Annotated in this window: 9 protein-coding genes and 2 tRNA genes; 4 read left to right on the forward strand and 7 right to left on the reverse strand. The window is 62.9% G+C overall.

Annotated features, from left to right (window positions below):
- Window positions 1-58: 58 nt before the first annotated feature.
- From C8C89_RS09930 to C8C89_RS09940, 3 genes are all read right to left on the reverse strand, one after another.
- Window positions 59-2482: a TonB-dependent receptor gene (locus C8C89_RS09930; RefSeq protein WP_101482465.1), complete on the reverse strand. Its 2424-nt coding sequence runs from the start codon at window positions 2480-2482 to the stop codon at window positions 59-61.
- Window positions 2483-2782: 300 nt separating this feature from the next.
- Window positions 2783-3829, reverse strand: coding sequence for an aldo/keto reductase (locus tag C8C89_RS09935; protein WP_133993272.1), 1047 nt, complete (start codon window positions 3827-3829; stop codon window positions 2783-2785).
- Window positions 3829-4878, reverse strand: coding sequence for a quinone-dependent dihydroorotate dehydrogenase (locus tag C8C89_RS09940; RefSeq protein ID WP_101482464.1), 1050 nt, complete (start codon window positions 4876-4878; stop codon window positions 3829-3831). Before C8C89_RS09940 ends, C8C89_RS09935 begins: the two co-directional genes overlap by 1 nt.
- 203 nt (window positions 4879-5081) lie before the next feature.
- Between C8C89_RS09940 and C8C89_RS09945 the strand changes: the two genes are divergently transcribed.
- Window positions 5082-8393, forward strand: a complete 3312-nt coding sequence (locus tag C8C89_RS09945) for a S41 family peptidase (RefSeq protein ID WP_133989679.1) — start codon at window positions 5082-5084, stop codon at window positions 8391-8393.
- A 156-nt stretch (window positions 8394-8549) separates the two neighbouring features.
- On the opposite strand, the gene C8C89_RS09950 is transcribed toward C8C89_RS09945, so the two are convergent.
- The 3 genes from C8C89_RS09950 to C8C89_RS09960 are packed head-to-tail and all read right to left on the reverse strand — an operon-like array spanning window position 8550 to window position 10658.
- Window positions 8550-9272: an arginyltransferase gene (locus C8C89_RS09950; RefSeq protein WP_101482462.1), complete on the reverse strand. Its 723-nt coding sequence runs from the start codon at window positions 9270-9272 to the stop codon at window positions 8550-8552.
- Window positions 9273-9332: 60 nt separating this feature from the next.
- Window positions 9333-10049, reverse strand: coding sequence for a leucyl/phenylalanyl-tRNA--protein transferase (gene aat / locus C8C89_RS09955; protein WP_133989681.1), 717 nt, complete (start codon window positions 10047-10049; stop codon window positions 9333-9335).
- Window positions 10050-10079: 30 nt separating this feature from the next.
- Complete coding sequence (locus C8C89_RS09960) at window positions 10080-10658, reverse strand: NUDIX hydrolase (protein ID WP_101482460.1); 579 nt, start codon at window positions 10656-10658, stop codon at window positions 10080-10082.
- 198 nt (window positions 10659-10856) lie between these two features.
- Here C8C89_RS09960 and C8C89_RS09965 point away from each other — a divergent pair.
- Both C8C89_RS09965 and C8C89_RS09970 read left to right on the forward strand, forming a co-directional pair.
- Window positions 10857-10933: transfer RNA gene (locus tag C8C89_RS09965), tRNA-Met, on the forward strand.
- Window positions 10934-11075: 142 nt separating this feature from the next.
- Window positions 11076-11152, forward strand: a tRNA-Met gene (locus tag C8C89_RS09970).
- 59 nt (window positions 11153-11211) lie between these two features.
- On the opposite strand, the gene C8C89_RS09975 is transcribed toward C8C89_RS09970, so the two are convergent.
- Window positions 11212-12000: a helix-turn-helix transcriptional regulator gene (locus C8C89_RS09975; RefSeq protein WP_101482459.1), complete on the reverse strand. Its 789-nt coding sequence runs from the start codon at window positions 11998-12000 to the stop codon at window positions 11212-11214.
- A gap of 110 nt (window positions 12001-12110) precedes the next feature.
- On the opposite strand from C8C89_RS09975, the gene C8C89_RS09980 reads away from it, so the two are divergent.
- Window positions 12111-13307 carry an MFS transporter gene (locus C8C89_RS09980; protein ID WP_133989683.1) on the forward strand — a complete coding sequence of 399 codons (1197 nt, stop codon included), beginning with the start codon at window positions 12111-12113 and terminating at the stop codon, window positions 13305-13307.
- Window positions 13308-13309 lie beyond the last annotated feature (2 nt).

Raw genomic sequence — 13309 nt, forward strand, 5'->3', positions numbered from 1 at the left:
ATAAAAAACGGGAGGCAAATGCCTCCCGTTCTATATGCTGCGTTGCTGTCAGCAGCTTTTACCAGCTATAACCCGCCTTGGCATAGTAATAGCGGCCGTTGAAACCGTTCGGCGCGAAGATGCTGTAGGGCTGGGTGCCGTTGACGTTCAGGTTGCCGTTGCTGGTCACTTGCGCCGGGTAGCGGTTGGTGACGTTGTCGATGCCGGCCACCAGGCGCCAGTTCTTGCCCAGTTTCACGGAACCGGACACGTCCAGCACCCATTGCGGATCATACGTCTGGTCCAGCTTGACATCGTTTTGCGGCACGGTGAAACTGCCGTAGCGCGTCACGACACCGTGTGCATTCCAGATGCCGAAGCCGTAGTCGGCGGCCAGGCTGAACTTGTCCTTTGGCGACGCCACCGTGATGCGGTCGATGCTCTGGCGGTCGATCAGTTTCAGGTTGTTGGCCGTCAGGATGGCCGGATTGTCGGCGATTTTCTGTACCGTACTCTTGTTATGGTTGTACGCCACGGTGAGGTCCAGGCGGTCCTTGTCCTGCAGGTCGATGCGGTAGGTGCTGACGATGTCCACGCCTTCCGTGCGCGTATCGACGGCGTTGGTGAAATAGCGACCCGAACCCACCGGCGTGCCCTGCGCAGCAAGGACGTTTTTCAAGGCATTGCTGAGGACCAGATTGGCTGAGAACAGGATGCGGTTGTCGATGTCGATGCGGTAGGCGTCCACTGTCGTCGTGAAGTTGCGGCTAGGCTGGAACTGCAGGCCCAGGCTGTAGTTGCGGGCCTTTTCCGGTTTCAGATCCTGTGCGCCCAGGGCGCGCGCCTGCGGCGTGTTGACGGCGAAGGTGCCCGTCTCGATCGGCGTGTTGACGCCGTTGACGACCTGGAAGTTGGTGGTGGTAATGGTGTAGTACTGCTGCGCCAGCGATGGCGCGCGGAAACCGCTCGACACGGTGCCGCGCAGCGACAGGGCATCGCTGAACGCGTAGCGCGCCGAACCCTTGGCCGAGGTGGTGCTGCCGAAGTCGCTGTAGCGCTCATGGCGCAGGGCTACGCCACCGGACAGGTTTTTCGTCGCTTCCGCTTCCAGGTTCACATAGATCGACTCGTTGTGGCGCGAGTGGCTGCCTGCGTTGGCAGGACGGAAGCCGGCAAAGCCTTGCGAGCCGCCACCCGTGTACGACGCTTCGTCGCCGGCACCGATGCTGTACTTTTCATGGCGCGCTTCGGCACCGACAGCCACAGTCAGCGGTCCCGTAAAGTAAGAGACGGGAAATTCGCGCGCCGCATCGAGGTTGAACACGGTCTGCTCATTTTTCAGCGAACCGGCATAGAAATGCGTGGGGCTGTTTGCGCCCAGCGACTGGTTGACCGTATTGTCCAGGTCCAGTTCGAACTTGTTGCTGCCGTAATTGATGCTGGCATCCCAGCGCCAGCCGGCCGCCTCGCCGCGCAAGCCCGTGACGATGGACTGGTCGGTCAGAGTGCTGTTTTGCAACGGCAAGAAGCCTTCCGGGAAGAGCGGCGTGCGCTGGACGAACAGCTTCGAATTATTCGGGTCCTGGATCAGGGCCGTGCGCCAGGTGGCGGCGGCCGAGGTGTCGCGCTTGCCGTAGTTGCCGAAGGCGTACCAGTCCACATTGTCATTGATGTGGTATTCGCTGTTGAGGAAAATCGTTGCCGGCTTGCTTTCCGGGTCGCCATAGCGCTGGTTGACCTTGCCATAGCGCGGCTCCAGCGGATTGCGGAAATCGGCGCCGGCGCGGTTGGTCGGATCGCGTTCGGCCACTTCCGCCGAGACACGCACCCAGCCGTCGTCGCCCAGGGCGAAGCCGGCCGATCCCTTGATGGATTTTTGCTTGCCGTCGCGTTCCTGCGTCTGGCCATAGCCTACTTCGATATCGCCGCCGGCCGCGCCTTTTTTCAGGATGATGTTGATCACGCCGGCAATCGCGTCAGAGCCGTACTGGGCCGCCGCACCATCGCGCAGCACTTCCACGTGGTCGATGGCGGCCAGGGGAATGGCGTTCAGGTCGACGGGCGCCGAGCCGCGGCCCAGGGAACCGTTGACGTTGACGACGGCCGAGGTATAGCGGCGCTTGCCGTTCACCAGCACCAGCGTCTGGTCGGGCGACAGGCCGCGCAGCTGGGCCGGACGCACGGCGTCGCTGGCGTCGGCACCCGTGGCGCGGGCGAAGTTCAGCGATGGCAGCAGGCGCGCCAGCACGGTGGCCAGCTCGCCCGAACCCGTGCTTTGCAGGTCGCGCGAGGTAAGGATGTCGATCGGCGATTCGGAATCGATGGTGCGGCGGTTTTTGGCGAAGGTGCCGGTGACCACCACCGATTGCAATTCGCCTTCGGCCGGCAGTTCTTGCTGCGCTTGCGCCTGCATTGGCAGGCTGAAGCAGGCGATCAGGCTGGCGGCGATAACGGTTTTTACGGGGAGGGCGGGAAGCTGGGAACGGGCGGTGCTTGAACTCATCGACAATATCTCTTCGGTTGGTGGTTGCGCGAACCATGGCGGTCCGGTGATGCAATCAGATTAACAGTGGGCACGCGGCGTGCTTACGAATCGTTCTGTCTATCGATATGTAATAAATATCTGAAAGACGTCGAAATGGCGCGAGTAGCGCATATGGCCTCATTTCCAGCATACGACCGGGCATAGCAAGGCTGCAATGCTGCACAGCAGTAAATTGATGGCTGTTGTATAAATACGACTATGTGCGATGAGAGAGGGGAGTCTGGCGGCGGCATGCACCGCCAGGCGGAGCGCGCTTGCTTACTGTCCCGGATTGGGCGCTCTGGCGTGGATGGCGTCGACGGCCGCCACCAGTTCCGGCGACAAGGTGACTTGATGGGCATCGATATTTTGCTGCAACTGCTCCACGCTGGTGGCGCCGATGATGGTCGAGGCCACGAACCAGCGCGAGTAGCACCAGGCCAGCGCCAGTTGCGCCGGACTCAAGCCTTGCGCGCGGGCCAGCGCCGCATACTGGCTGGCCGCAGCTATGGTAGCGGGGCGCACGTAGCGGGGACTCCAGCCGGCCGGGAAGCGCGTCAGGCGGCCCTTGGCCTGTGGATCGTCGAGGTATTTCGCCGTCAGCTGACCGAACGCCAGCGGGCTGTATGCCAGCAAGCTTACATTTTCCCGGTGGCAGGTTTCGTCGAGCAGGCTTGTCTCGAAATGGCGCGCCGTCAAGTTGTACAGGTTCTGGATGGATACGATGCGCGGCAAGCCTTTCAGTTCCGCCTGCTTGATGTATTCGCACACGCCCCACGACGATTCGTTCGACACGCCGATGTGGCCGATCTTGCCTTCCTCGACCAGCTTGCCCAGCACGGCCAGGGTGTCTTCGATGGCCACCGAGGCATGTTCCTTGCGGGGGTTATACACACTGGCGCCGAAGATGGGCAGGTTGCGGCTGGGCCAGTGCAATTGATACAGATCTATGTGCTCCGTCTGCAGCCGGCGCAAGCTGTCTTCGACGGCGGCGCGGATGTTGACCGCGTCGTGGTCCGTCTTGCCCTTGCGTATCCAGTGCATGCGCGAGTTCGGCCCGGCCACCTTGCTGGCCAGCACGATGTCGCCACGCCTGCCGCTTTTCTTCAGCCAGCTGCCGATATGGCGTTCCGTGCTGCCTTGCGTCTGCGCGCTGGCCATCACCGGGTACATCTCCGCCGTGTCGATGAAGTTGATGCCCCGTTCCAGCGCGTAATCGAGCTGGCTGTGCGCTTCGGCTTCCGAATTCTGTTCGCCGAAGGTCATCGTGCCCAGGCAGATCCTGCTGACTTCCAGGCTGCTGGAGCCGAGTCTGACCTTATCCATCATGCTGGCTGTTTGCCGCGCAGCGCGCGGGCGCAATCCTTGATCAAGGCCGGACCGGCGTAAATCAGGCCGCTGTACAGCTGCACCAGCTGCGCGCCCGCCTCGAACTTGGCCAAGGCATCCTTGCCTTGCATGATGCCGCCCACGCCGATGATGGGCAGGGCGTCGCCCAGTTCCGCCTTCAGCAGGCGGATGACATTGTTCGATAGCTCAAACACGGGCGCGCCCGACAGGCCGCCCGCTTCCGCACCGTGCGGCATGCCTTCCACTGCGCTGCGCGACAGGGTCGTGTTGGTGGCGATGACACCGTCGATGCGGTGGCGCGTGAGCGACTCGGCGATGCTTTTCACCTGCTCGCCATCCATGTCCGGCGCGATTTTGAGGGCCAGCGGCACGTAGCGCTTGTGCTTGTCCGCCAGGCGCGCCTGCGCTTCCTTCAGTTGCGACAGCAGGGCGTCGAGTTCGGACGCGCCCTGCAGCTGGCGCAGATTCTTGGTGTTCGGCGAGGAGATATTCACCGTCACATAGCTGGCGTAGGGGTAGACTTTTTCCAGGCACAGCAGGTAGTCGTCGGCCGCCCGCTCGATGGGCGTGTCGGCGTTCTTGCCGATGTTCAGGCCCAGCACGCCGGCGCGGTCCTGGTAAAACTTCGACGCCTGCACATTCGCCACAAACGCGTCCACGCCGCCATTGTTAAAACCCATGCGGTTGATGATGCCTTGCGCCTGCGGCAGGCGGAACATGCGCGGTTTCGGATTTCCCGCTTGTGCGCGCGGTGTGACGGTACCGACTTCGATGGAGCCGAAACCCAGGTCGGCCAGCGCGTCGATGTAGGCGCCATCCTTGTCCAAGCCGGCTGCCAGCCCCACGGGATTCGGGAAGGTGATGCCCATCACCGTGCGCGGGTCGGCGGCAGGTTTGCCGGCCAGCTTCGTCAGGCCCAGCGCGCTAGCGCGTTTCAGGGCGGGCAGGGTGAGATGGTGGGCCGCTTCGGCATCCATCGAAAACAGCAGCGGGCGGGCGAGGGAGTACAGGAATTTTTCAGACATGGGGCGCTTTGAGTAGGTGTGCGGGCTACCGGGGAGGGCTGGCTGCGCGCGAAATAAGTGCCGTATTTTACCGTGTTCCGCGCGGCTGCCGGGTGTATAGTTCCTGTTGGTGAAATGCAATATTGAGATCTTGATAATTTGCATTCGACCTTGGACTTTCCTGTTTCTTCTCTGTTCTGTTGACTTCATAAGCGAGACATCGATTGAAAAAGACACGCATCTTGACGGCCATCGCGGCCGCCAGCGCACTGCTGCTGAGCCACCCGGCCCTGGCCCTGCCCAATACGCAAGACACCCGCATGCTGAGCGAACCGGCCGTTTCCAGCCGGCATATCGCCTTCATCTATGCGGGCGATCTGTGGCTGTCCAACCTGGACGGCGGCGGCGCGCGGCGCCTCACTTCCGACCTGGGCGACAAGTCCAATCCCGTCTTCTCGCCCGACGGCAGCCAGATCGCGTATAGCGCGAACATCGACGGCAATGTCGACGTGTATGTGATCGCGGCGGCGGGCGGCGTGCCACGCCGCCTGACTTTCCACCCAGGCGTTGACCTGGCGCAATCGTTCACGCCCGATGGCCAGGCCGTAATGTTCACTTCGCCCCGCGCCGCCTTCAACAACCGCTTCCAGAAGCTGTTTACGGTGCCGGTGACGGGCGGAGTAGAAACCCAGCTGGAAATCCCCAACGCATCGCGCGCCACGTATTCTCCGGACGGCAAGCGCATTGCGTACAACCCCCTGATGCCCGCTTTCAAGCAGTGGAAGCGTTATCGGGGCGGCACCAATTCCTGGTTGTGGCTGTTTTCGTCCAGCGATAAATCCATCGAGAAAATCCCCCAGCCGACCACGCGCTCGAACGACGTCGACCCGATGTGGATCAAGGACACCGTGTACTTCCGCTCCGACCGCAACGGCGAATTCAACCTGTTTGCCTACGACGTGAAGACCAAGGCCGTGCGCCAGCTGACGCAGCATGCGGATTTCCCCGTACTGAATGCCTCTGCGGCGAATGGCACCATCGTCTACGAGCAGGCTGGCTATCTGCACTCGTTTGACATCGCCAGCGGCCAGGCGCGCAAGCTGAGTATCGCCGTGGCCAGCGACCTGGGGCAGACGCGCCCCCGCTGGGTCAAGAACGCGAAATACATCCGCGACGCGTCGATTTCGCCATCGGGCGCCAGGGTCGCCTTTGAATATCGGGGCGAGATCGTCACCATCCCCGCCGACAAGGGCGACGTGCGCAACCTGACGCAGACGGCCGGCGCCCACGAGCGCACGCCCATCTGGTCGCCCGATGGCCGCTCTGTCGCGTATTTCTCGGACGAGTCGGGCGAATACGCGCTGCATGTGCGGCCCCAGGACGGCAAGGGCGCGGTGAAAAAATTCAAGCTCAATGGCAGCGGCTTTTACGACAACGCCGTCTGGTCGCCCGACAGCAAGAAGATCGCCTTTGCCGACAATGGCTGGAGCATGTACGTGATCGACGTCGGCACGGGCAAGCTGCAAAAGGTCGCCACAGAACCGATGTATGGCGTCGACAAGAGCATGCGCGCCTCGTGGGCGCCCGATTCGCGCTGGCTGGCCTACACGCTCAATTCGCCTACCTACACGCGCAGCGCGTATATCTATTCCGTGGAGCAGAACAAGTCGATGCCTGTGACCGATGGCCTGTCCGACGTGGCCGAACCCGTGTTCGACAAGAGCGGCAAATACCTGTACTTCTTCGCTTCGACGAATGCAGGCCCCAGCAACAACTGGTTCTCGCAGCAGAATGAAGACAACCTGGTGACGCGCACCGTGTGGATGGCCGTGCTGCGGCGCGACTTGCCGTCGCCCCTGATCAAGGAAAGCGACGAAGAGAAAGCCGCCAGCGCAGAGAGTAAAAAAGACACGGCGAAGGCGGAACCGGAAGCGAAGAGCGAACCGAAGGTCGATCCGAAGACGGGCCGCGACGATCCGAAAGTGGCCGTGGCGCCGGTGGCGCCGATAGCCATCGATTTTGACGGCATCGCCACGCGCATCGTCGATCTGCCGCTGCCGGCCGCGCAGTTCTCCAGCCTGGCCGCTGGCGCTGCGGGGCAGATATTCCTGCTGCGCGAAAGCGACGGCAAGAAGGCCGTGCAGCGCTTTGATTTGAAGGAGCGCAAGGCGGAAACCGTGGTGGCTGAGGCCGACGATTTCGAAGTGTCGGCCGACGGCAAGAAGCTGCTGTACCGTCAAAAGGACAACTGGGCCATGGGCTCCGCCACGGGCAAGCTGCTGGCGCAGGGGGAGGGCAAGATCAAGGTCGACGCCATCGAAGTGAAAGCCGATCCGCGCGCCGAATGGACGCAGATTTTCAATGAAGTGTGGCGCATCAACCGCGACTATTTCTATGATCCGGGCATGCATGGCGTGGATTGGAAGGCCATGCGCGACAAGTACGCCGTCTTCCTGCCCGAGCTGTCCAGCCGCGCCGACCTGAACCGCCTGATCCAGTGGATGTGCAGCGAACTGGCCGTGGGCCACCACCGCGGTGGCGGCGGCGACGATTTTATCGAGGCGAAGAAGGTGCCGGGGGGATTGCTGGGCGCCGATTACGAGGTCAGCGACGGCCATTACCGTTTCAAGAAGGTGTATGGCGGCTTGAACTGGAACCCGGCCCTGCGCGCGCCGCTGACGGAGCCTGGCCTGAATGTGAAGGCGGGCGAATACCTGCTGGCCGTCGATAGCCGTCCTTTGTTGCCGCCCACCAATCTGTACAGCGCGTTTGAAAACACGGCTGGCAAAGCCATCGATCTGACGGTGGGGCCATCGGCCGACGGCAAGGGCGCGCGCACGATTACCGTGGTGCCCGTGCCGACGGAGGATGCCTTGCGCAACCGCGACTGGATCGAAGGCAATATGCGCAAGGTCAATGCGGCAACCGGCGGCAAGGTGGCGTACGTGTACGTACCCAATACGGCAGGCCTGGGCCACACCTACTTCAAGCGCTATTTCTTCCCGCAGGCGGACAAGCAGGCCATCATCGTCGACGAGCGTTTCAATGGCGGCGGCAGCGTGGCCGATTACTATATCGAGATCCTGCAGAAGAAGGAAATCGCATGGTGGACCATGCGTTACGGCGCCGACATGAAGACGCCGTCGGCCTCCATCCAGGGGCCGCGCGCCATGCTGATCGACGAGACGGCCGGCTCGGGCGGCGACCTGCTGCCGTGGATGTTCCGCAAAAACAACATGGGCCCGCTGATCGGCAAGGCCACCTGGGGCGGCCTGGTGGGCGTGCTGGGCTTTCCCGTGCTGATGGACGGCGGCTTCATCACTGCACCCAACCTTGCCTTCTGGACGCGCGAAAACGGCTGGGGCGTGGAAAACGAAGGCGTGCCACCCGATATCGAAGTCGAGCAGACGCCAGCCGACGTTATCGCCGGCCGCGATCCGCAGCTGGAAAAGGCGATCGAGGTGATTCGGGCCGAACTGGCGAAGAACCCGCCCGTGCAGCCCAAGCGTCCGGCGTTTCCGGACAAGAGCAAGTAGGTCGGATTAGGCGCGAAGCACCGTAATCCGACGTGTGCCGCCAACAATGTGTCGGATTACGCGCCTTGCGCTAATCCGACCTGCCTTGCACTGTTCGATTCACCCTGTAGGTCGGATGAGCGAAGCGTAATCCGACACCATTGCTTGACCCCGGGGTTACAGGATTACCCACTGCCCTTTGATGCGCGCTTCCAGTGGCTTGAAGTTGATTTTATAGGCCATCTTCGGGCTTTGCGCGATCCAGTAACCCAGGTAGATATACGGCAGGTTCAGTTCGCGCGCCTGGGCGATTTGCCACAGTACGTTGTAGGTGCCGTATGAGGCACCCGGCACGTCGGGATCAAAAAAAGTGTAGACGGACGACAGGCCATCGGCCAGCACGTCGATGATGCTGACCATGCGCAGCGTGCCATCGGGCTCGCGGAATTCCACCAGGCGCGTGTTGACACGGCTTTGCAGCAAAAATTGCGCGTACTGGTCGCGGCTGTCCTGGTCCATGCCGCCGCCCGCGTGGCGCGTGCTCTGGTAGCGCAGGTACAGCTCGTAGTGCTCGTCAAGAAAGGACAGGGTGGCCACGCCCGCCTGCAGGTCGGCATGCCGGCTCCAGGCGCGGCGCTGGTTGCGGTTGGGCGTGAAGGATTGCGCCACCACGCGCACGGGGATGCAGGCCTGGCAGCCGTCGCAATACGGGCGGTAGGTGAAAATGCCGCTGCGGCGAAAGCCGTTACGCACCAGTTCCGAATACACGTCGCTGTTGATCAGGTGCGAAGGCGTGGCCACCTGCGAGCGGGCCTGGCGGTCGTCCAGGTAGCTGCACGGGTAGGGCGCCGTCGTGTAGAACTGCAAGGTGGCAAACGGTAGTTCGTTCAGGTGCGTCATGCTGATCCTGTCTGGTCTGGCCGCAGCAATGGATGTCTGTGTGAAGCTATCATAACTTTTTTATGCCGGTGGTGCAGCATGCCAGTCGGTGATTTGCGCTGCTTCAATGGCGACGCGTACATGGGCCAGGAAGCGCGCGCGCGAAATGGGCGCTGCGCCCAGCGAGGCCAGGTGTTTTGTTTCTTGCTGGCAGTCAATCATGGTCACGCCGCGTGCTTTTAAAAAGCGTACCAGTTGCGCCAGCGCAATCTTCGAGCCATCCGAGACGCGCGCGAACATCGATTCGCCATAGAACATGCGCCCGATCGATACGCCATAGGCGCCGCCCACCAGTTCGCCGTCCAGCCACAGTTCCGACGAATGCGCGTAACCCAGTTTGTGCAAGCCCGTGTAGCCGGCGATGATCTCTTCGGAAATCCAGGTGCCCGGGCCATCCTTGCGCGGCGCCGCACAGGCGCGCATGACGGCGTCGAAATCGCCGTCGAAGCGCAGCTGCCAGTGCCCGTCCGTGGCGGCGCTGCGCTCGACCCTGCGGATGGCCTTGTGCAGGCTGTCGGAGACCTTGAAATCCTCCGTCTTCAGCACCATGCGCGGATCGGTGCTCCACCAGAGTATGGGCTGGCCTTCGGAAAACCAGGGGAAGATGCCGTGCCGGTAGGCGTCGAGCAGGCGCGCGGGCGACAGGTCGGCGCCGGCCGCCAGCAGGCCGGGCGCTTCATCGGTGAGGGCGCGCGAGACGTCGGGGAACGGGGTGTGGATGTCGAGCCAGGGAATCATGCGGCGATAAAGGTGGCAGTTGGTGGAGGCTTACTCGGCATCCGTACGCGCCATCGGGCGCGTGATGTCGCCTGTATGGACACCGTAGCTGCCGCCTTCGCGGATTTTCACGCGGTCGGCAAAGTACAGTTCCAGGGTGGCGCGGATGGTGGGGAAGGCCAGGTCATCCCAGGGAATTTGCGCTTCCGTAAACAGCTGCACCTCCAGGCTTTCGATGCCCGGTGCGAAATCGAGGTCGCGCAAACGCGCCAGGTAGAACAAATGCACCTGGTGCACGCGCTGCACGTTGAGCAGCGAAAACAGGGGGCCCAGCTCGATATTGGCGCCCGCTTCCTCCACCGTTTCGCGCTCGGCCGCGTCGGACGTCGTTTCATCGTTTTCCATGAAGCCGGCCGGCAGCGTCCAGTAACCGAGGCGTGGCTCGATGGCCCGCTTGCACAGCAAGACCTGCAGCTGGCCATCCTCTTCCCATACGGGAATCGAGCCGACCACCATTTTCGGGTTCTGGTAATGGATGGCGTCGCAGTTGGTGCAGACATAGCGTGGACGGTTGTCGCCTTCCGGAATGGACAGGCTGACAGGATGGGCACATTCGGAGCAGAATTTCATGGGCTGGCTTGGAAAAGGGATGGCATGGGCTTAGTCGCTAGTGTAACGCTTACTGTACACCGATTGCGCGCGCCGTGGCATGGCGGGCGGACACAATGCCAACCGGCAATTGGCCAGATTTTTTCATTAAATGGCTCTATTGCAGTCCAAGGTGAGATAGCTATTGCCTAAGTCGCCCGTTTGCCCTTATAATTCGAGTGCGGGGTGGAGCAGTCTGGCAGCTCGTCGGGCTCATAACCCGAAGGTCACAGGTTCAAATCCTGTCCCCGCAACCAATACCGGAAAGCCGCTGACTCTTGCAAAAGATCAGCGGCTTTTTCCATTTCTAGCCCAAGCCACACTCTGCGAGGCGGGGCGGGAATGACATTGTCAAATCATGCCCTTTACGCCGCGCAACAATCTGGTATATAATTCAAGTGCGGGGTGGAGCAGTCTGGCAGCTCGTCGGGCTCATAACCCGAAGGTCACAGGTTCAAATCCTGTCCCCGCAACCAATTCGAAGCCGCTGGCTCCTCGCAAGAGGGTCAGCGGTTTTTTCGTTGTGCGCTAGTGTTTACTCCTGCGCCTGGCGTGCATACACCACCAGCCTCAAATGGCGGTCCGCATCGATGGTCAGCGAAGTGTGCTCATAGGCAAGCTCCTCGCCGTCGATGTTCAGCTGGCGCACGCCGGCGCACGGCGCGTGCACGTCGTGGCGGCGCCACCATAGCTTGAACTCGGGCGACACTTTTTCCAGGTCTTCCACCAGCGCGTGGATATCGGCTTCCTGCGTGGCACGCGCGTAGTCGCGGCGAAAGCTCGACAGCATCAGCGGCGCCTGCTCTTCCCAGCCGGCGATGCGAGAGCGCAGCAGCGGATCGGTAAACAGCAGCCACAGCAGATTGCGGCCTGAGGCAGCATGCGCGCCGAAGCCAAACAGGGCATCGGCTCCCCCGTTAAACGCCAGCACGTCCCAGCGCAAGTTGAGCACATAGGCCGGATGCGCCAGTTCGTGCATCAAGCGGCGCACCAGCGGTGGCACCACGCAAAATGTCTTGCCCTCTTCTGCCGGTGGACGCGCATGCGCCAGCAGGAACAGGTGGCGGCGCTCGCCCGCATCCAGCTTGAGCACCTGCGCCAGCTTGTCGAGGAAGGTGCTGGAGACGCCGATGTCGCGCCCCTGCTCCAGCCAGGTGTACCAGGTCAGCCCCACGCCGGCCAGCGCCGCCACCTCTTCGCGGCGCAAACCTGGCGTCCTGCGCCGCCCGCCGCCGGGCAGGCCGACATCTTCGGGCGACAGCCGCGCACGCCGCGCCTGCAGGTAGGCGGCCAGTTCGTGGCGGGTGCGGGCCAAAGTGCGCATGGTGCGGTCTTTCCTGTGAGCCTGTTGCTATCAGTAATAGCATAAACAGTTAAATTGTAATTGTTTATATTGTATTCCAGAATGCCAGCTTTCTTCCTGAAAGCGTGCCCATGTCTGATTCTTCCTCCTCCAGTGCCGTAGCGCCTGCCACCACCGCGCTGCCCGCCACCGTCTACCTGATTGCCATGGGCGCGTTCGCGCTGGGCATGGCGTCGTATGTGACGGCGGGCCTGATGCCGATGCTTGCCAGCGCATTTTCAGTCTCCCTGGCGATGGCCGCGCAACTGGTGACGGCGTTTACTTTGGCCTATGGCCTCGGTTCGCCCCTGGCCGTGGCCCTGCTGCCGGCGCGCGCGCAGCGCGCCGGCCTGTTGTGGGCGTTGGCCGTGTTCGTGCTGGCGAACGGTGCCAGCGCCCTGGCGCCTGGTTTCAGCGGTTTGCTGGCATGGCGCGCCATCGCCGGCATCGGTGCGGGCGTCTATCTGGCGCTGGGCATCGCGGCGGCGGCGGGCGTGTCGGCGCCGCAGCAGCGGGGCAAGGCCATCGGTGTGATCATGGGCGGCATGGCGGGCGGCACGGTGCTGGGCGTGCCATTGAGCTTGTTGCTGGCGCAGCAGCTGGGCTGGGCCGCGGCCCTGTGGCTGGTCGCCATCCTCGGTGCGCTGGCGCTGGCGGGCTTGTTGTGGAAGCTGCCCGCGTTGCCGGCAGTGCCGGCAATCTCGCTGCGCCGCAAGCTGGCCTTGCTTGCCGACGGGCAGGTGCTGGCCATCCTGCTCGTGTCGCTGCTGGCGGCCATTGCCAGCCTGGGCATGTACACGTTTATTGCGCCGCTGCTGGCATGGTCCGCGCACGGTGCGCCGATTTCCGCCACGCCCTTCCTGTGGGCCTGGGGCGCGGGTGGCATCGCGGGCAGCGTGCTGGTGGGGCCGTGGGCGGACAAGATGGCGGCGCCGAAGCTGAGCTGGTTCATTTTGCTGCTGCTGGCGCTGGCCCTGTGCGCGCTCCCGCTGGCGGCCGGCTGGTCGGCGTGGCTGATGCTGGCGCCGATTGCGCTGTGGGGCGCGGCTGGCTGGGCCCTGCAAGTGCCGCAGAACCAGCAGTTGCTGGCCGCACGCACGCGGCAGGGCGATGGCAACCTGGCCATCGCCCTCAATGAATCGGCCCTGTACCTCGGCAGCGCCATCGGCGCCGCCGCAGGCGGCTTGCTGCTCCTGCTGGACTGGCCCATGTGGCTGCTGGCGGCGGCCGCCGCTTTTGTCGCCGCCCTAGCGCTGTTATTGCAGTTGCCCGCCGCGCGGCGCGTCTAGGT

The sequence above is a fragment of the Janthinobacterium sp. 75 genome (assembly GCF_004365495.1).
GTDB lineage: Bacteria > Pseudomonadota > Gammaproteobacteria > Burkholderiales > Burkholderiaceae_D > Janthinobacterium.

Coding starts and splice junctions, on each gene's coding strand:
- aat (WP_133989681.1), bottom strand. CDS start 10,049: ATGATTCCCTGGCTCGACATCCACACCCCGTTCCCCGACGTCTCGCGC.
- C8C89_RS09940 (WP_101482464.1), bottom strand. CDS start 4,878: ATGTCTGAAAAATTCCTGTACTCCCTCGCCCGCCCGCTGCTGTTTTCG.
- C8C89_RS09950 (WP_101482462.1), bottom strand. CDS start 9,272: ATGACGCACCTGAACGAACTACCGTTTGCCACCTTGCAGTTCTACACG.
- C8C89_RS09935 (WP_133993272.1), bottom strand. CDS start 3,829: ATGGATAAGGTCAGACTCGGCTCCAGCAGCCTGGAAGTCAGCAGGATC.
- C8C89_RS09930 (WP_101482465.1), bottom strand. CDS start 2,482: ATGAGTTCAAGCACCGCCCGTTCCCAGCTTCCCGCCCTCCCCGTAAAA.
- C8C89_RS09960 (WP_101482460.1), bottom strand. CDS start 10,658: ATGAAATTCTGCTCCGAATGTGCCCATCCTGTCAGCCTGTCCATTCCG.
- C8C89_RS09975 (WP_101482459.1), bottom strand. CDS start 12,000: ATGCGCACTTTGGCCCGCACCCGCCACGAACTGGCCGCCTACCTGCAG.
- C8C89_RS09980 (WP_133989683.1), top strand. CDS start 12,111: ATGTCTGATTCTTCCTCCTCCAGTGCCGTAGCGCCTGCCACCACCGCG.